Raw genomic sequence first — 16,804 nt, forward strand, 5'->3', positions numbered from 1 at the left:
GCCACGAGCCAAAATTGAGCACAATTCCTGCACGAACAATCAAATCAATGCAGCCAGGCGATCATGTCCTATGACTAGTCTCTTTGTAAACCTAATTTGGAGCCCCGCATGAAAGGTATCGCCAGCGCTGCGCTGAAAAACCTGCAACGACCCGATCTGATCGAGCGCCGTGCGTTCCTGAGCGGCACATGGGTTGCGCGCGGAGAGACGCTTGGCGTCGTCGATCCGGCGACCGGCGAACACCTCGTCGATGTGGCGGCCTGCTCGCTTGAAGATGCCGATGCTGCCGTCGACGCCGCGAAGAATGCCTTTCTCGCTTGGCGTGACAAGCTTCCCGTCGAACGTGGCCAGATCCTTCGCCTCTGGGGCAAGCTGATGCGCGATAACGCGCAAGACCTCGCTGTCATCATGACGGCCGAACAGGGCAAGCCGCTGGCAGAGTCACTTGGCGAGATTGCCTATGCCGCGAATTTTCTCGAGTGGTTTGCCGCCGAAGGCGAGCGTGCCTATGGCGAAACGATCCCGAGCCACCTGCCAGGCAGCCGCCTTTCGGTACAGATGCAGCCGCTTGGCGTCACCGTTGCGATCACGCCGTGGAACTTTCCGTCCGCCATGATTACCCGCAAGGCGGGCGCGGCTCTCGCGGCCGGCTGCACCATGATCGTCAAGCCTGCCCCGGAAACACCGCTATCGGCGCTTGCTCTGGCAAAGCTCGCGCAGGAGGCCGGGATGCCCGCCGGCGTATTCCAGGTTCTCACCGGCGAAGCTGCACCGCTTGCACGCCGTCTGCTGGAACACACGGATGTGCGCGCATTTTCCTTTACCGGCTCCACTGAAGTCGGGCGCATCCTGCTCACGCAGTCGGCCGCCACGGTGAAGAAGGCCTCGCTGGAACTTGGCGGCCATGCACCTTTCATCCTGTTCGACGACGCTAAGCTTTCCGACGCCGTAAAGGGCTGTATCGGCGCAAAATTTGCCACGTCAGGGCAGGATTGCCTCGCCGCCAACAGGATTTACGTCCAACGTGGGCACTACGATCAGTTCGTCGACGCCTTCGCCAAGGCGACGCTGGAGCTTAAAGTCGGCCACGGCCTCGAACCCCACACCGATATCGGGCCGATGACTCGCCCTTCGGTAGCCGAAAAATGCCGCCAGCAGATTGCACAGGCACTCGCCGCCGGCGCACGTCTCGTCTGCGGCGGACAGGACAGCCCGCTTGGCGGAAATTTCGTCACGCCGACCGTACTTGCCGATGTCACCGATGACATGCTGATTGCGCGCGAAGAGACCTTCGGCCCGGTCGCCGCAATACTGCCGTTCAATGACGAGCAGGACGTGCTCGCCCGTGCCAATGCCACCGAAATGGGGCTGGCAGCCTACGTCTACACCAATGATCTTGGTCGCGCGATGCGCCTTACCGACCGGCTAGAATACGGCATGATCGCCGTCAACACGCCGAAATTCACCGGCGCCTCGATACCCTTTGGTGGCTGGAAGCAATCCGGCCTTGGTCGCGAAGGCTCGCGCCACGGCCTCCTGGAATATCTCGAAGCAAAATATGTCTGCTTCGGCAATCTCGCTGCATGAAAGGATCCGCTGCCATGACCACCAACCTCGATCAGATCGCCGAGATGGACCGCAAATCGGTCCTGCATCCCTTTACCCAGATCAAAGATTTCGCCAGCGGCAAATTGGGCGATCCGACGATCGTCGAAACCGGCAAAGGCATCCGCATTCAGGATGCCCAGGGGAACCAGCTGATCGACGGCTTCGCCGGTCTTTACTGCGTCAATGTCGGCTATGGCCGCACCGAGGTTGCCGAGGCCATCTCCCGCCAGGCCTATCGCCTTGCCTATTACCATACCTATGCCGCCCACACGACGGATGAACTGGCAATCCTCTCCGACCGCCTAGTGAAAATGGCGCCAGGCAGGATGAGCAAGGTTTTCTATGGCATGTCGGGTTCCGACGCCAACGAAACCCAGGCCAAGCTCGTCTGGTACTACAGCAACCTGCGCGGCACGCCGAACAAGAAGAAGATCATCTCCCGCGAACGGGGTTATCATGGTTGCAGCGTCGTCTCCGGCTCGATGACCGGCATGAGTTTTTACCACGACCACATGGACCTGCCGCGTGCCGGCATTCTTCACACCGGCGCGCCGCATCATTATTGGGGCGCCGACGCAGGCGAAACGGAACTCGAATTCTCCAAGCGACGTGCCGACGAACTTGAAGCGCTGATCCTGCGCGAAGACCCCGACACCATCGGCGCCTTTATCGCCGAGCCCGTACTTGGCACCGGCGGCATCACTCCACCGCCGCAGGGCTATTGGGACGAAGTGCAAAAGGTCCTCAAGAAATACGACATCCTGCTCATCGCCGACGAAGTCATCACCGGTTTCGGACGCACCGGCTCGATGTTCGGGTCGCAGCATTACGGCATCGAACCTGATCTGATCACGGTCGCCAAGGGCCTCACCTCGGCCTACTTCCCGCTGTCGGCCGCCATCGTCGGCGAAAAGGTCTACAAGGTGATGGAAGACGGTGCCGACCGCGTCGGCGCTTTCTCGCATGGCTACACCTATTCCGGCCACCCGATCGGCGCTGCAGCAGCCAACGCCGTTCTCGACATCGTCGAGAACGAGGATCTGCCGGGAAATGCGCGCACGGTTGGCACCTATTTCCAAGCACAGCTGAAGGAAAAGTTCGCTCAGCTTCCCATCGTCGGTGAAGTGCGGGGCGTCGGCTTGATGGGCGCCATCGAATTTGTGGCGGATCGGGAAAAGAAGACGCGCTTTGCGCCCGGCCTTTCCGTCGGTGCACGTATCTCGAAGGCCGCGCGCCATCGTGGGCTGATTGCCCGTGCCATGCCGCATGGCGATATTCTGGGTTTTGCGCCGCCCCTCGTCACGACGAAGGAAGAGGTCGACGAGATCATCGCCATCGCCGAATCGGCTGTGCGATCGGTCATGGACGATTTGATCCAGGCTGGCGAGACGATTTGATACCAGCATGACTGCCGGGCGGGACACGTCTCGCTCGGCCGGGCTTGTCACCGAGCAAAATCGCGGCGATCGCGATTATTCCGGATGCAATCAAGGCCCAGGCTGCATAATGCTTCATCTTTGAGACGAAGCGTGCATAATGTCATGAAATAGCCGTCCTCAAAACGAGCCAATTTCATGCGACGTCAAGCCAATCCCCTCAACCTTGTTCCGATTACGGCGACCAAGCCGGTGGCATGGCGGCCGCATCTTTCCAAGCAAAGGGGTGAGACGAAACATGCGGCGCTCACCGAGCGCATCATCGCCGATATTGATGCGGGCGTTCTCAAGCCAATGGATCGCATGCCGACGCATCGCGATCTGGCGCGCGAACTCGGCCTTTCGGTCCAGACGGTCAGCCTCTCTTACAAGGAGGCTGAGCGGCTCGGCTATCTAAGCGGCGAGATCGGTCGCGGCACCTTCGTCAAGACACGCGTGACCGACCGCGCCGGCCGCATGATGCTTGACCATAGTGCCAACGAAGTCCACGATCTTTCGATTATTCGCGGCGTCTATCTCGATGCGCATGAGGCCGCATCTCGCGAGATCCTTCGTGAGCTTTCCGAAGGCGACAATGCAAGCTTCATGCGTCCATGCCGCCCGATCGCCGGCCTTGATCGTCATCGGGAGACGGCGCGCATCTGGTTACGCACGCTCGGCGTCGCGGCCGGGGTAGAACGCGTTCTCCTCACCAACGGCGCCGCCCACGGCATTTTTCTCGCCCTGAGCTGCATTGTCCGCTCCGGCGATGTCGTCTTAAGCGAAAATCTCACCGATCACGGCATCATCGGGCTTTCCAATATACTTGGCTTCAGCCTCAAGGGCCTACCTACCGACAATGAGGGCATTTTGCCCGATGCACTGGAAGCCGCGTGCGCAGCAGGCGGTGTCCGGGCATTGGTGCTCATTCCAACCCTCAATAATCCGACAGGTCACGTCGCGGGTGCAGAACGCAGGCGTCAGATAGCCGCGATTGCGGCACGTCATGGCGTGTTCGTCATCGAAGATGAGGTCTATCGACCACTGATCGAAGAGGATCTGCCTTCGATCACGGAAATGCTGCCTGATCTCGGTTTCTTCGTCACGAGCTTCACCAAGGTGGTGCTGACGGGGTTGCGCGTTGGCTATCTCGTTGTTCCACCCGCCTATTCCATTCGCGCCGCCTCAATCCTGCGCGTATCGAGCTGGAGCGGCACCTATCTGACCGGCGAGATCGCAACACGATGGGTCGAGAACGGCACGGCGCAGCGCCTGCTCGAAATCCAGCGTGACGAAGCAAAGGCACGCCAAAACATCGCGACGGAAATCCTCGGGGACCATATCGCCTCCAGTCATCCGCTCTCGCTCTGCGCCTGGCTCAAGGTCCCGCCGCACTGGTCCGAGGAAGGTCTGGTCCGTTCGCTCACCAACCAGAAAGTCGCCGTCACGCCGTCCGAACCCTTCATTGCCGGACCGGGTCATGGTGGCGGCATTCGTATCTGTTTGGGCGGGCGCCTGAACCATGCAAGCCTGGCCAAGGCGCTGACGACCGTGCGGCAGGCCTTTGAGCAACTGCCGCCGGTCTATGATGTCGGCTCGATCGGCTAGAGCGACCTCGCGAACAATCATTGAATCATTACAATATAATAATTGACATGATTTTACTTCGCTCACAACATGACAATCATGAAGAGCGACGTCCAGTCCGGATTGACCGAAGAAACCGTCCAGCCAGTCATGCTGGCGGACATTGAGCAGGCTGCGGCCCGCATTGTCGGCAGGGTGGCGCGCACGCCGCTCGTTCGCTCGAGCACGCTCTCCGAACAGACCGGCCAGTCCGTCCACCTGAAGCTCGAAACATGCCAGCCCATCGGCGCCTTCAAGCTGCGCGGCGCTATGAACGCTATCCTGTTGCTGGATGATGCGGCACGCAAGCGCGGTCTCGTCACCGCCTCGACAGGCAATCATGGTCGCGCCGTGGCTTACGCCGCACGCGAGCTTGGCGTTCCCGCCATCATCTGCATGTCATCGCTCGTTCCGGCCAACAAGGTCGAAGCGATCCGCTTGCTCGGAGCCGAAATCCGCATTGTCGGCCTGTCGCAAGACGATGCACAGGAGGAAGTCGATCGCCTGACCAGGAGCCGCGGCCTCACGCCGATCCCGCCTTTCGACCATGCGGACGTCGTTGCCGGTCAAGGCACGATCGGCCTCGAGATTGTGAAAAGCCTGCCTGAACTTGCGACCGTGCTTGTTCCCCTTTCCGGCGGGGGTCTGGCCGGTGGCATTGCCGTTGCCGTTAAGGCCTTGAAACCACAGACCCGTGTCATCGGCATATCGATGAAGCGCGGGGCCGCCATGCATGCAGCGATTGCCGTCGGCAAGCCCATCGCAATCCGCGAAGAGGAAACGCTGGCGGATTCGCTTGGGGGTGGCATCGGTCTCCAAAACCATGTCACCTTTGCGCTCTGCCGCGATCTTCTCGACGACATCATCCTTCTCAGCGAGGACGAGATCGCCGAAGGCATCCGCCATGCGGCGCGCAACGAGAGCGTAACCGTCGAGGGCGCCGGCGCGGTCGGCATTGCCGCTATCCTCGCAGACAAGGCCGAGCTGTCCGGTCCCACCGCCGTCATCGTCTCAGGCGGCAACATCGACCCGAAGATGCACCAGAAAATCGTCGAGGGGACCACCTTATGAGCCGCATCACTATTTTGATGGAAAAGGACCTTCGCGCCATCGTCAAGCTCGACGTCTCCGCCGTCGATTGCATCGAACAGGCGTTTGCGGCGCTCGCCACCAAAGCCGTTGCGATGCCGCCGATCCTGCGCCTCGACATCCCGGAATTTCGGGGTGAAGTGGACGTCAAGACAGCTCATGTGCCAGGCCTTGACGGCTTCGCCATCAAGGTCAGCCCCGGGTTTTTCGACAACCCCAAGATCGGTCTGCCAAGCCTGAACGGGTTGATGATCTTGCTCAGCGCGAAGACCGGATTGGTGGAAGCCCTTCTTCTTGACAACGGCTATCTCACGGACGTGCGCACCGCAGCGGCGGGTGCCGTCGCGGCACGACATCTGTCGCGTGAAGACGCCTGCGTCGCGACGATCCTGGGCGCAGGTATTCAGGCACAGCTGCAACTCGCGGCTCTCTTGCTTGTGCGCCCGATCAAATCGGCGCGCATCTGGGCACGCGACCACGCAAAGGCGCAGACGCTTGCTGTCGATTTCGCGCGCAGCCACGGAATAGAGACCGCCGCGATTGCCGATCCGCGCGAGGCCGTGCGCGGAGCAGATATCGTCGTCACAACGACGCCGGCTGAAAGGCCGATCCTGATGGCGGAATGGCTCGAACCCGGTCAGCATCTGACCGCGATGGGATCGGACGCAGACCACAAGAACGAGATCGATCCGGCCGTCTTTGCTCGCGCGACCTACGTCCCGGATCGAATATCGCAGACCCGCATTCTCGGCGAGTTACACTATGCCATCGAGGCTGGCGCAGTGATGCCGGACCAGCAGTTTGCGGAGCTCGGATCCGTCATCGTCGGCAAGGCAATGGGCCGGTCGAGTGCGGACGAAATAACCTTTGCCGACCTGACAGGTACCGGCGTGCAGGACACAGCCATCGCCAATCTGGCGCTTGCCCGCGCGACAGATGCCGGACGCGGCCAGACGATCGAAAACGACATCAAAATGGGAGATGCAGCGTGAGTGTGACGCTGAACTTTACCCGCGAGGAATATGCCGCTCGCCTTTCCAAAACCCGTCACGCGATGGAAAAGGCGGGCGTCGATCTCCTGATCGTCACCGATCCATCCAACATGCACTGGCTCACCGGCTATGACGGCTGGTCCTTCTATGTGCATCAATGCGTGCTGGTACCGCCGAGCGGCGAGCCGATCTGGTATGGCCGCAAGCAGGATTGCAACGGCGCCAAGCGCACCGCTTATCTGGACCATGACAATATCATCGGCTACCCGGATCACTACGTCCAGTCGAGCGAACGCCACCCGATGGATCTTCTGGCGCAGATCATCGGGGAGCGCGCATGGTCCAGCCTCGCGACAGGCGTCGAGATGGACAATTATTATTTCTCGGCAGCAGCCTTCGCCTCTCTGCAAAAGCATCTCCCAAATGCCCGTTTCAAGGATGCTGCTGGCCTCGTCAACTGGCAGCGCGCGGTCAAGAGCACGACCGAACTCGACTATATGCGCAAGGCAGGTACGATCGTCGAACTGATGCACAAGCGCATTGTCGAAGTTGTCGAACCCGGCATGCGCAAATGCGATCTCGTCGCCGAGATCTATGATGCAGGCATTCGCGGTACGCCGGAATTCGGCGGCGATTATCCGGCGATCGTGCCGCTCCTGCCGTCGGGCGCAGACGCTTCCGCGCCGCACCTGACCTGGGATGACAAGCCGATGCGTTCGGGCGAAGGGACGTTCTTCGAAATCGCCGGCGCCTATAAGCGTTATCATTGCCCACTGTCGCGGACCGTATTCCTGGGCAAGCCGACGCAGGCCTTTCTCGACGCTGAAAAGGCGACACTCGAAGGCATGGAGGCAGGCCTTGCCGCGGCAAGGCCCGGCAATACGTGCGAGGACATCGCCAACGCCTTCTTCGCCGTGTTGAAAAAATACGGGATCATCAAGGACAACCGGACTGGCTATCCGATCGGCCTGTCCTATCCGCCGGACTGGGGTGAACGCACCATGAGCCTGCGCCCAGGCGACCGCACGGAGTTGAAGCCCGGCATGACATTCCATTTTATGACCGGTCTCTGGCTCGAAGACATGGGGCTGGAAATCACCGAAAGCATCGCGATTACCGAAACGGGCGTCGAATGCTTGTCGAATGTGCCGCGCCAGCTGTTCGTGAAAGGCTGAGGCCATGCTGACGAGTGCGCCCCGCCCCTCGCCGATAACGCCGACCGTCGATTTCGACGGGAAGGGCGTGCAGCACGGGCATCTGCGACTGCCTCACAGCCGTGACGACAGCGCCTGGGGTTCGGTTATGATCCCGGTCTGTGTCATCTCCAACGGCGAAGGCCCGACCGCCCTCCTCACCGGTGCCAATCATGGCGACGAGTATGAAGGTCCGGCGGCCCTCTTTGAACTGGCACGGACGCTGGATCCCTCGCAGGTGAGTGGGCGCATCATCATCGTGCCGGCGCTCAATTATCCCGCATTTCGCGCCGGAACCCGCACGTCGCCGATCGATCGCGGAAATCTGAACCGTAGTTTTCCGGGTCGCCCGGATGGAACGGTGACGGAAAAGATCGCGGACTATGTCACACGCAATCTGGTACCGCTCGCCGACATCGTGCTCGACTTCCATTCGGGCGGCAAGACGCTCGACTTTCTTCCCTATGCAGCAGCACACGAGCTGCCTGACAAGGATCAGGAGGCGCGTTGTTTTGATGCCGTTGCGGCTTTCGCTGCGCCCTACTCGATGAAGATGCTGGAGATCGATGCGGTCGGCATGCTGGATACGACGGTCGAGGAACTGGGCAAGGTCTTCGTCACCACCGAGCTCGGCGGTGCGGGCACTGCCAGCGCAAGAACGATCGAGATCGCACGAAAGGGCAGTCTCAACCTCCTGCGCCACGTCGGTATCCTGGAGGGTGCGCCATGTACCCAGCCGACCCGCTGGCTCGATATGCCGTCAAGCGATTGCTTCACATTCGCTGAAGATGACGGACTGGTAGCGTTCGCGCACGATCTCGGCGATCCGATCATTACCGGCGATATCATCGCCAGCATCTACCCGGTTGGAAAGACCGGTGTTGCGCCGATCCACTGCCGCGCTGCCATCAATGGCGTTCTGGCGGCTCGCCACGTGCCCGGCCTCATCAAGGCCGGCGACTGCCTTTCCGTCATCGCGACGATCACGGAGAAGATCAAATAAACGCAACCATCTGAGATCCGAAAACGGACCAGAAGAACCTTAACCAGAGGAGAATTCGAATGCGCATCTCGAAAACCATTTGCCTTTCCGCCCTTGCGCTCTGCATCGGCGTCACGTCGGCGACCGCACTGACCGTCGAAGAAGCCAAAAAACAGGGATTTATCCGTGCCGCGACGGCCAACGAGGTACCCTACTCGTATATGCAGCCGGACGGCACTTCTGCCGGTATCGGCCCCGACGTCGCCAATGCCGTTTTAAAGTCCATGGGCATTGAGGAGGTCAACTGGACCGTAACGCCCTTCGGCACGCTCATTCCAGGTCTCAAGGCTCGTCGCTTCGATTTTGCCGCCGCAGAGCAGAACATATCCCCCGAGCGCTGCAAGCAGGTCGCCTTTACCGAGCCCAACTCGTCCTACGGTGAGGGACTGCTGGTCAAGAAGGGCAATCCGAAGCGCCTGACGACCTATGGCGACATTGCAAAAGACCCATCCTTGAAAGTTGCCGTGGTTTCCGGTGCAAACAATGTCGACTTCCTGCGCGCCGTCGGCGTCAAGGACGAACAGATCGTCTTCATTCCGGCGAATGCCGATGCGATCCCCACCGTGCAGAGCCGGGTCGATGCCTATGCGGCGACCGAGTTGACCGTTTCCGAACTCGCCAAGGGACAGGCCAATGTCGAGCAGGTTGCGCCGTTCAAGGACCCGATCGTCAAGGGCGCACCCGTCCGCAACTATGGCGGCTTTGCCTTCCGCCCGGAAGACAAGGAATTGCGCGACGCGTTCAACACTGCGCTCATCGCGTTCCGAAAGACGGATGGCTACAAGAAGACCCTGATGAAGTATGGCCTGTCGGAACAGAGCATTGCGGCAGCAGCGGAGAAGAAAGTCGCCGATCTCTGCTCCGGGAAGTAACAAAAAGCGCCCGGTCCCGGACCGGGCGCTACCCGCTTTCATTCGGAGAGATTGCCAGATGAGCTGGACAGCCTACCTGCCGATGCTTTGGCAAGGCGCTACCGTGACGATGACGATCACTTTGGCAGCGATCGTCTGCGGCGCGGTGCTCGCCTTCGTTTTCGGCATCTTGCGCGTCGAGGGAGGACCGATTTTGTCGGCCGTCGCGCTCTGTTACACGGAGGTATTTCGTGGGACCTCGCTGTTCGTTCAGCTGTTCTGGTTCTATTACGCGCTGCCACTGGTCGGTCTGAGCTTCGATCCGATCACCACCGGCATTCTGGTATTGGCCGCCCATGTCGGCGGCTATGGGGCCGAAATCGTTCGAGGGGCCCTCGCATCGGTCTCCGTGCAGCAGCTGGAGGCCGCCCGGGCATTGAATTTCAACCGTGCCCAGACCCTCTTTCGCATTTCGCTGCCACAAGCCATCGTCGAAATGATGCCGGCCTTCGGAAACCTCGCCATCGAAACGCTGAAGCTGTCCTCGCTGGTGTCGTTGATCTCGATCGCCGATCTCACCTTCGCGGCCCAATCCATTCGCAACATCACGCTCGACAGCGCAAGCATCTATTCGATCACGCTCGTATGCTACTTCGCCATGTCGCTCGTCCTGATGGCAGCCGTGCGTGTGATCGAGCATTTCGTGCGGCGCGGCGATGTCTTCTCTCGCTCGGCTCATTCGTGAGGATCTTACCGCCGTGATGTATGGTTACGAATGGGACACGACAACCTGGGTTACCTACACGGCCTCGATCCTGCCAATCATTCTGATTGGTTTGACCGTCACGTTGAAGGCTGCAGCCGCTGGGTTCGCGATTGCACTGGTGCTCGGCCTGGTGTTTGCCCTCTTGCGCCGAAGCCGCGTCAAGGTGATCTCGTGGACGACCGCCGTTGTCGTTGAGTTCCTGCGCGATACGCCGCTTTTGGTGCAGCTGTTCTTCCTCTACTACGTGCTGCCCGATTTCGGTATCGTGCTCCCCGCCTTTCTGACCGGTGCACTGGCGCTTGGTCTGCAATACGCGGCCTACACGTCGGAGGTCTATCGCGGCGGCATCGAAGCGGTGCATCACGGGCAATGGGAAGCGGCAACCGCGCTCAATATGACACGCATGCAGGCCTATCGCGATATCATCCTGCCCCAGGCCGTTCCGCGAATAGTCCCTGCGATGGGCAACTATCTCGTGGCCATGATCAAGGAAACCCCGGTTCTTTCGGTGGTCACCGTTCTTGAGATGATGGGGCTTGCCAACATGATCGGCGAACGCACCTTCGAATATCTCGTGCCGCTGACGCTTGTCGGTCTGATCTTCCTTCTGCTGACCCTGATCTGCTCAGCAGGCCTCCACCGTTTGCACAAAGCTCTTCCAAAGGCAGGAATACCCTTGCGATGACCGACAATATCGATCCGCCGCCCATCATCGAATTTTCCGATGTCACCAAACGCTTCGGGATTCTGACAGTGCTCGACCACTTCAATTTCTGCGTCGCGAAAGGCGAAAAAGTCACGCTCATCGGACCGTCAGGCTCCGGCAAATCGACGGTCCTGCGCATTCTTATGACACTGGAACCGTTCCAGGAAGGCAAGCTGACGCTTGCTGGCACGTCCTACCACGAGCAGGGCGGCAAGGGCCGGTTCCAGGCATCGGAAAGACACCTGCGCCAGATCCGCAATCATGTCGGCATGGTCTTCCAGAGCTTCAATCTCTTTCCCCATATGACGGTGCTTCGCAATGTTGTCGAAGCGCCGGTGCGGGTATTGGGAATGGCGCGCGCGGAAGCCGAAGCGCGTGCGCTGGACCTGCTGCAGATGGTGGGGCTCGCGGACAAGAAGGACCACTATCCGGTCCAGCTTTCCGGCGGGCAGCAGCAGCGTGTAGCTATTGCCCGTGCGCTTGCGATGCGCCCACGGGTTCTGCTTTTCGATGAACCGACATCTGCGCTTGATCCGCAACTGGTGGGCGAAGTGCTTTCGGTCATCCGCGCCCTGGCGCATGAACATGATCTCACCATGCTGATGGTTACCCATGAGATGCGTTTTGCCCGAGAGGTGTCCGATCGGGTCTGCTTTTTCGATAAGGGACGGATCTGCGAACAGGGTGCACCTGAAGAGATATTCGGCGCGCCGCGAATGGAGAGGACGCGCGAATTTCTGTCATCGGTTCTGGGGTAAGCAGGAGACCCAGCGGAGGGAGACCGGAGTGGAAGGCTTGGAAAAACCGCTGGAAAGAAGCTATTGAAAGGATTGGAACCAACGGCCCCTATGGGTCGCAATCCATATATTCGTTAGCATCCGGTCAGGATACTTCGCCCACTACTTCACTTTCACGCCCTGCTCGATAGGATCAAGGACGTAAGCGAAGGGATGCTCTGGTCAGCGCTTCGCATGTTCGTTCGCGAATGTCTGGTCTTGCGGCAATTGCATCCGACAGTCCCGCCACACGTGAAAACCCGCACTAGGCGATCGGCAGAGTAAGCGTGCCCCGGATGGACGCACGCCGCGCCATTTCGGTGGGTGTCGTGCCGAACCGGCGTCGAAAAGAGGTGGCGAACCGTGCCGTGTTGGTGAAACCGTATCGGCGGGCGATCGTGCTGACCGAAGCGCCGGATGCACCGGACGCGAGCTCAGCACGCGCCAGATCAAGCCGGATAGAGTGCAACATCCCCAAGGGCGTTGTACCACGGAAATGGTGGAACACGGTGGTCAACGTTCGCAAACTGCATCCAGCCGCCGCGGCGACATGCGACATGCGAATAGGCTGTGCACTATGAGCGCGCATGAAGTCCTCCGCTCGCCGAACATAGGCCGGAACTGCGCTCCCGGCTGCAGTAGCCAGCCGATCAGTATAGTTGTGAGTGGCGCCGCGAAGGACCAACGAGACAAGCAGGTCTGTGACGGATGCAAGCGCGACCGGGCTGCTTGCCACGCCGTCCTCCTGCTGAAACTCCTGGATAACAAAATCAAGCTGACGTTTCAGGCTTGCTGCCAGCCCGGTGCTCCAATCGAGATGAGTTTCAAAGACAAGTGGCTGGCGCAAGTTGTCATCGAGCATGTGTTCGAGAGCACTCTCCAAATCCGTCACCTTGAAGAAGACGTTCGTTCGCGCGTTGTCCTCGCCAATCAATAGCCGAGTGCTCGGATCGGGTCTCCAGGCGAGTCCGACATGGTTACTGGCCGTCGTAGATTTTCCCTCTCGTACCAGTCTCATATGGCCTGCGAGCATTGTCGTGAAACAAAATAGATCTCCTTCGTCACCATCGACGGAGACGTCGGTCGCAAAACTGCTATCGGCGTAACTTGCCAGAAGAGAGCCGGCGCCTCGCGTAGCGAGTGTGAAGATCGGCCGGTCGAACCGCATGCGCCAAAGCGCACGATCCCGCAGTTGGTAAGTGTAGACGCGGCTCGACCGCACAACCCGTTCGGTCACGCGCATCGTGCCGCTGAGATCGTCGGGATCACTCGCACGGACGACATCAAACATCCTTAGCAGCGCGGGATTCATGAAAGAGGCTGCCATATCACTAACTCCCCTCGCCATCCGTGTGGATTGCCCGCCAACTTAGACAGAATCGGCAACGTGCGGACAAACTCGGCGACTAAACCCAGTCGCCACCACAATCGTCATCGCCGCCGTCTTGGATATACAGTATTCAACCAGAGCTATTCTTCTTAACGAAATTCCCTTCAGAGGCTACATAAATAATGCTGCAATACAATCCCATCCCCTCTCATAACGCGGTTACCTTAGATGGGATCTTGGCGCAGTCGCTATCGGATACGATCGGAGCGATCTACGATTGCGCTCTTGATCCGCACCAATGGCCGGGTGCGTGCCGGAGTATATCCAATCTCTGTGAAAGCTCGGCGGGCGGGATTTGTGTCCACGACCTCAAACACACACAGAACGACCAGCTGTTTGTTTTCGGATATCGGCCGGAGTTCCTGGAGAAAATGAGATCGCACTACGCACAGAGCCCGATGGCAGCGGCGGATATCGTGTCCACCATTGGCGACGTCAGCACACTCTCGATGGCCCCCTTTGAATTGCTCGAAACCAGGTTCTTTTGCGACGTACTGAAGCCTTTTGGAATCCGGGATATCATCTGGTTCCCTGCTTTGCGGACCGAGAGTCGGATTGCCTCCATGCACGTCTCCCGAAGCGGGGAGGCCGAGCACTATCAAAAGCGCGATATCGATCTATTCAAGCTTCTCTCACCGCATGTCTGCCGCGCCCTCGCAATCTCTGACGCGCTCGATATTAAAACGCTGAATTCAGAGATGCTCGAACGGACGCTCGATTCACTCGTCGCAGGTGTTTACCTCACAGCACGCGATGGCCGCGTCGTTTATATGAACGATGCCGCCGAGCGTCAGACGCGAATGGGCAAATCCATTCGCATCGTCAACAACCGACTTTATCCTATTGATCAGACGGCCCGTGCAGTACTGTCTAGGGCGATTGAACAGGCCGGACGTGACGACGTCGATATCGACATGACGGCATACTCCCTGGCCATCCCGGATGCCCAGGGCACCGGTTATGTTGCGACCTTTCTTCCGGTCAAGAGCGGTCAGCGCCGCAACACCGTTGGGCAGTTTGCAGCATCGTGTGCCGTGTTCATGCAGGATCCTGTCCAGGCACCGCTCATGCCCGGTGAAGCCTTTGCGAGACTTCACCGGCTGACCGGCAGCGAGCTTCGCGTGCTGCTGGCATTAGCCCAGGGATTGGGTGGGAAAGAGGCGGCTGACCTGCTCGGCATCAGAGAGGCGACCGTGCGCACCCATCTCAAGCATATCTTCTCCAAGACAAGCACGTCCCGGCAGGCTGAGCTCCTGCAGTTGCTGCACAACTCGACGCCACCGATCCGGGCTTCGCAACATGCCGTTTGTTAAATTCCGAGGACGTACGTCTCCAACCGTCCAGACTGCATCGCTCGCGCCGTCTTGTGTTCGCGGGCCGTTATTCGCCTGTCCGCCATCAACGACGATAGCGACGCTTCAGCTCGAAAACCGCTCAGCCACCACCACGTGTCCACCGGCCATCCCATCAAGCCGGCCCTTGATGGCCGAGACGTAAGAATTGGCACCCCGCATCGTTGGTTCCGATGATGCGGGTACCAGCAACCTGGCTAAAATCCGCAACTGCCCGAACGGCGATCGAGGGGTGGCTCATTTCAATGCTGAACGGGTCACGCCAACCAGGACAAGGAGATTAGCGATGAAACGAAGTATCTTTGATCGGCCAGGCATTCGAGAAAAAGGGGCGCGAGCGCTTTTCTGCAGCTTTTTGCTCGCAGGCGCCTACCTCGCATCGACGATCGATGCAAAGACGCAAATGCAGACGGGGCACTTTGCCCGCGAGTGTGCGCTTAAGGATATCACTGTCATCACCCTGATCGAGGATCATGGGGCGGCCGCGGACCTGCCTGCGGATCGGCTGCACAAGGCCGCATTGATGCAACTGCGCGCGCGTTCGGTTTGCTCGGAGGGGCGCATCCGCGAGGCGCAGGCGCTCTACGACAGCATTCTCGATCTCCGACCTGTGGCATCGGCTAAGCGCTAGAAACCCGTCAAGCGGATGTTCATAGGACAGGATGCCAATGCCGTTCTCCTTCATCAGAGCTCGCGGGCAAATCGCCGCCGCTCTCAGCATTCGGCCGAAAACCAGCCTGATCTGGTCTCACCCGCAGGGCGCACTGCAAAATTGGCGTCTCTCGGCACCGTGATAGCCGTGCCGCCCAAAAATCTGTGCCCGCATCGTTGGTTCCGATGACGCAACAACACCAGCGGATCGCTTAGCATCGCTCCAGTGCAAAGAACTTTCGGGAGACCATCGATGTCGGACACGCTTTCGGACACTGAGCGATGATCAGCTGAAGGACGCCGGCATTGACAGGTCTCTGATCCATTCAGGCCCGGAATTCGAGGTTGATACTCGCCTGCTGAGCACTCTGATGTCGCTGAGATGAAAGTTGAGAAATTGCGGTCTGGTCGAGGCTGAGCAGGCTCGGAAATCCTAAATGCCTGGTCCCAACCTTAGCTTTAGGATGATACCCGCGCAGGGAAACCCCTGCGCGGGTCTTTTGATGGCGCGACATGCGGGCAGGATTCGGGGCCTGCAGACCGTGGGGAAAGGTCACAGGACCGTGCCGGGGCGCAGCAAAAGGCATGTGGGTGCGCCGGCAGTACCGTAGCAAACGGTGGATCATACCAAGCCGCCGCTGAGGCAGCAAAATCCGCCAGAAGTAGATCATCAAGGCCAATCGAAGCGAGAGAAACGACGGATGCCCATACACGTCAAGGAATACCGCGGGTACCGCGTCGCGATCTGCAGCCGAAATGATCATCACGCAGTGATTACAGCACCCGGAGGCCACGCCGCAATGGACTTCGGGATCTACTGGCCGCGCTCCACCGCCGGCGAAGGCGCTGCAATTTGCCTGGAACGGGCAATCGCGTTGATCGATGAATTGGCCGCGAGCGTAAGTGAGGGTCGATGAATAGCCCGGTTGCTGGGGAGTCCGATCCGCCTTTCGAGCGGCCACTGTTCCAGCAAGACGCCGTCCAGGAAGATGCAGCCCGCGCGGGTTTCCAAGCGTTGACCGGAGCCCAAAAGCTCACGGCAGGGCCATCCATACATTGAGATCGGAACAAACCACCGATGACATTTGCCCACACCAAACTGAGTTGGAGAACCTGGGGCAAACAGGCAAAAAACCGAGCAAAATCAATGCTCGAAAATGGAATGGTGCCCAGAAGAGGACTCGAACCTCCACACCCTTTCGGGTACCAGCACCTGAAGCTGGCGCGTCTACCAATTCCGCCATCTGGGCGACGGAGAGCCATGTACGGGTGTGACCTTCCCCTGTCAACTGGCTTTTTGAAGTTTCCGCGCCCGTCGCCGAAAAACCTTCACGGTTCTGTCACGGA

Annotated in this window: 14 protein-coding genes and 1 tRNA gene; 13 read left to right on the forward strand and 2 right to left on the reverse strand. The window is 59.5% G+C overall.

Annotated elements, in window-relative coordinates:
* Positions 1-108: 108 nt before the first annotated feature.
* The 11 genes from C5L10_RS10945 to ehuA all read left to right on the forward strand — a co-directional run bounded on the left by C5L10_RS10945 (position 109) and on the right by ehuA (position 12,046).
* Positions 109-1,587, forward strand: a complete 1,479-nt coding sequence (locus C5L10_RS10945) for an NAD-dependent succinate-semialdehyde dehydrogenase (RefSeq protein ID WP_105429689.1) — start codon at positions 109-111, stop codon at positions 1,585-1,587.
* 14 nt (positions 1,588-1,601) lie between these two features.
* Entirely contained in the window at positions 1,602-3,005 is a 1,404-nt protein-coding gene (locus C5L10_RS10950; RefSeq protein WP_105429741.1) for an aspartate aminotransferase family protein, read from the forward strand.
* A 177-nt stretch (positions 3,006-3,182) separates the two neighbouring features.
* Positions 3,183-4,631: a PLP-dependent aminotransferase family protein gene (locus C5L10_RS10955; protein ID WP_105429690.1), complete on the forward strand. Its 1,449-nt coding sequence runs from the start codon at positions 3,183-3,185 to the stop codon at positions 4,629-4,631.
* Between the two features lie 69 nt (positions 4,632-4,700).
* Positions 4,701-5,720, forward strand: a complete 1,020-nt coding sequence (eutB, locus tag C5L10_RS10960) for a hydroxyectoine utilization dehydratase EutB (RefSeq protein WP_105429691.1) — start codon at positions 4,701-4,703, stop codon at positions 5,718-5,720.
* Positions 5,717-6,730 (forward strand): ectoine utilization protein EutC, encoded by a 1,014-nt coding sequence (gene eutC, locus C5L10_RS10965; protein WP_105429692.1) that lies wholly within the window; start codon positions 5,717-5,719, stop codon positions 6,728-6,730. The genes eutB and eutC overlap by 4 nt, the downstream gene beginning before the upstream one ends.
* Positions 6,727-7,905, forward strand: a complete 1,179-nt coding sequence (doeA, locus tag C5L10_RS10970; protein ID WP_105429693.1) for an ectoine hydrolase DoeA — start codon at positions 6,727-6,729, stop codon at positions 7,903-7,905. Before eutC ends, doeA begins: the two co-directional genes overlap by 4 nt.
* Before the next feature lie 4 nt (positions 7,906-7,909).
* Positions 7,910-8,926, forward strand: a complete 1,017-nt coding sequence (doeB, locus tag C5L10_RS10975; RefSeq protein WP_105429694.1) for a N(2)-acetyl-L-2,4-diaminobutanoate deacetylase DoeB — start codon at positions 7,910-7,912, stop codon at positions 8,924-8,926.
* A 59-nt stretch (positions 8,927-8,985) separates the two neighbouring features.
* Positions 8,986-9,837, forward strand: a complete 852-nt coding sequence (ehuB, locus tag C5L10_RS10980) for an ectoine/hydroxyectoine ABC transporter substrate-binding protein EhuB (RefSeq protein ID WP_105429695.1) — start codon at positions 8,986-8,988, stop codon at positions 9,835-9,837.
* 58 nt (positions 9,838-9,895) lie between these two features.
* Positions 9,896-10,561 (forward strand): ectoine/hydroxyectoine ABC transporter permease subunit EhuC, encoded by a 666-nt coding sequence (gene ehuC / locus C5L10_RS10985; RefSeq protein ID WP_105429696.1) that lies wholly within the window; start codon positions 9,896-9,898, stop codon positions 10,559-10,561.
* 13 nt (positions 10,562-10,574) lie between these two features.
* The gene (ehuD, locus tag C5L10_RS10990; protein WP_105429697.1) at positions 10,575-11,267 is read left to right on the forward strand and encodes an ectoine/hydroxyectoine ABC transporter permease subunit EhuD; all 693 of its coding nucleotides are present in this window, start codon (positions 10,575-10,577) and stop codon (positions 11,265-11,267) included.
* Positions 11,264-12,046, forward strand: coding sequence for an ectoine/hydroxyectoine ABC transporter ATP-binding protein EhuA (ehuA, locus tag C5L10_RS10995; protein ID WP_105429698.1), 783 nt, complete (start codon positions 11,264-11,266; stop codon positions 12,044-12,046). Before ehuD ends, ehuA begins: the two co-directional genes overlap by 4 nt.
* A gap of 283 nt (positions 12,047-12,329) precedes the next feature.
* Here the strand turns inward: ehuA and C5L10_RS11000 are convergent, their stop codons facing one another.
* The gene (locus C5L10_RS11000; RefSeq protein ID WP_172716993.1) at positions 12,330-13,391 is read right to left on the reverse strand and encodes a helix-turn-helix domain-containing protein; all 1,062 of its coding nucleotides are present in this window, start codon (positions 13,389-13,391) and stop codon (positions 12,330-12,332) included.
* A gap of 185 nt (positions 13,392-13,576) precedes the next feature.
* On the opposite strand from C5L10_RS11000, the gene C5L10_RS11005 reads away from it, so the two are divergent.
* Positions 13,577-14,767 (forward strand): LuxR C-terminal-related transcriptional regulator, encoded by a 1,191-nt coding sequence (locus C5L10_RS11005; RefSeq protein ID WP_105429700.1) that lies wholly within the window; start codon positions 13,577-13,579, stop codon positions 14,765-14,767.
* 325 nt (positions 14,768-15,092) lie between these two features.
* Complete coding sequence (locus tag C5L10_RS11010) at positions 15,093-15,437, forward strand: hypothetical protein (RefSeq protein ID WP_105429701.1); 345 nt, start codon at positions 15,093-15,095, stop codon at positions 15,435-15,437.
* 1,183 nt (positions 15,438-16,620) lie between these two features.
* Here C5L10_RS11010 and C5L10_RS11020 read toward each other — a convergent pair.
* A tRNA-Leu gene (locus tag C5L10_RS11020) sits at positions 16,621-16,707 on the reverse strand.
* Positions 16,708-16,804 lie beyond the last annotated feature (97 nt).

Source organism: Neorhizobium sp. T6_25, from assembly GCF_002968555.1.
GTDB lineage: Bacteria > Pseudomonadota > Alphaproteobacteria > Rhizobiales > Rhizobiaceae > Neorhizobium.

Excerpts from the sequence above, each read along its gene's own strand:
- C5L10_RS11010 (WP_105429701.1), top strand. The coding sequence starts at position 15,093 with ATGAAACGAAGTATCTTTGATCGGCCAGGCATTCGAGAAAAAGGGGCG.
- C5L10_RS10950 (WP_105429741.1), top strand. The coding sequence starts at position 1,602 with ATGACCACCAACCTCGATCAGATCGCCGAGATGGACCGCAAATCGGTC.
- eutB (WP_105429691.1), top strand. The coding sequence starts at position 4,701 with ATGACAATCATGAAGAGCGACGTCCAGTCCGGATTGACCGAAGAAACC.
- C5L10_RS10945 (WP_105429689.1), top strand. The coding sequence starts at position 109 with ATGAAAGGTATCGCCAGCGCTGCGCTGAAAAACCTGCAACGACCCGAT.
- C5L10_RS11000 (WP_172716993.1), bottom strand. The coding sequence starts at position 13,391 with ATGGCAGCCTCTTTCATGAATCCCGCGCTGCTAAGGATGTTTGATGTC.
- C5L10_RS11005 (WP_105429700.1), top strand. The coding sequence starts at position 13,577 with ATGCTGCAATACAATCCCATCCCCTCTCATAACGCGGTTACCTTAGAT.
- ehuC (WP_105429696.1), top strand. The coding sequence starts at position 9,896 with ATGAGCTGGACAGCCTACCTGCCGATGCTTTGGCAAGGCGCTACCGTG.
- C5L10_RS10955 (WP_105429690.1), top strand. The coding sequence starts at position 3,183 with ATGCGACGTCAAGCCAATCCCCTCAACCTTGTTCCGATTACGGCGACC.
- ehuA (WP_105429698.1), top strand. The coding sequence starts at position 11,264 with ATGACCGACAATATCGATCCGCCGCCCATCATCGAATTTTCCGATGTC.
- ehuB (WP_105429695.1), top strand. The coding sequence starts at position 8,986 with ATGCGCATCTCGAAAACCATTTGCCTTTCCGCCCTTGCGCTCTGCATC.
- doeB (WP_105429694.1), top strand. The coding sequence starts at position 7,910 with ATGCTGACGAGTGCGCCCCGCCCCTCGCCGATAACGCCGACCGTCGAT.
- eutC (WP_105429692.1), top strand. The coding sequence starts at position 5,717 with ATGAGCCGCATCACTATTTTGATGGAAAAGGACCTTCGCGCCATCGTC.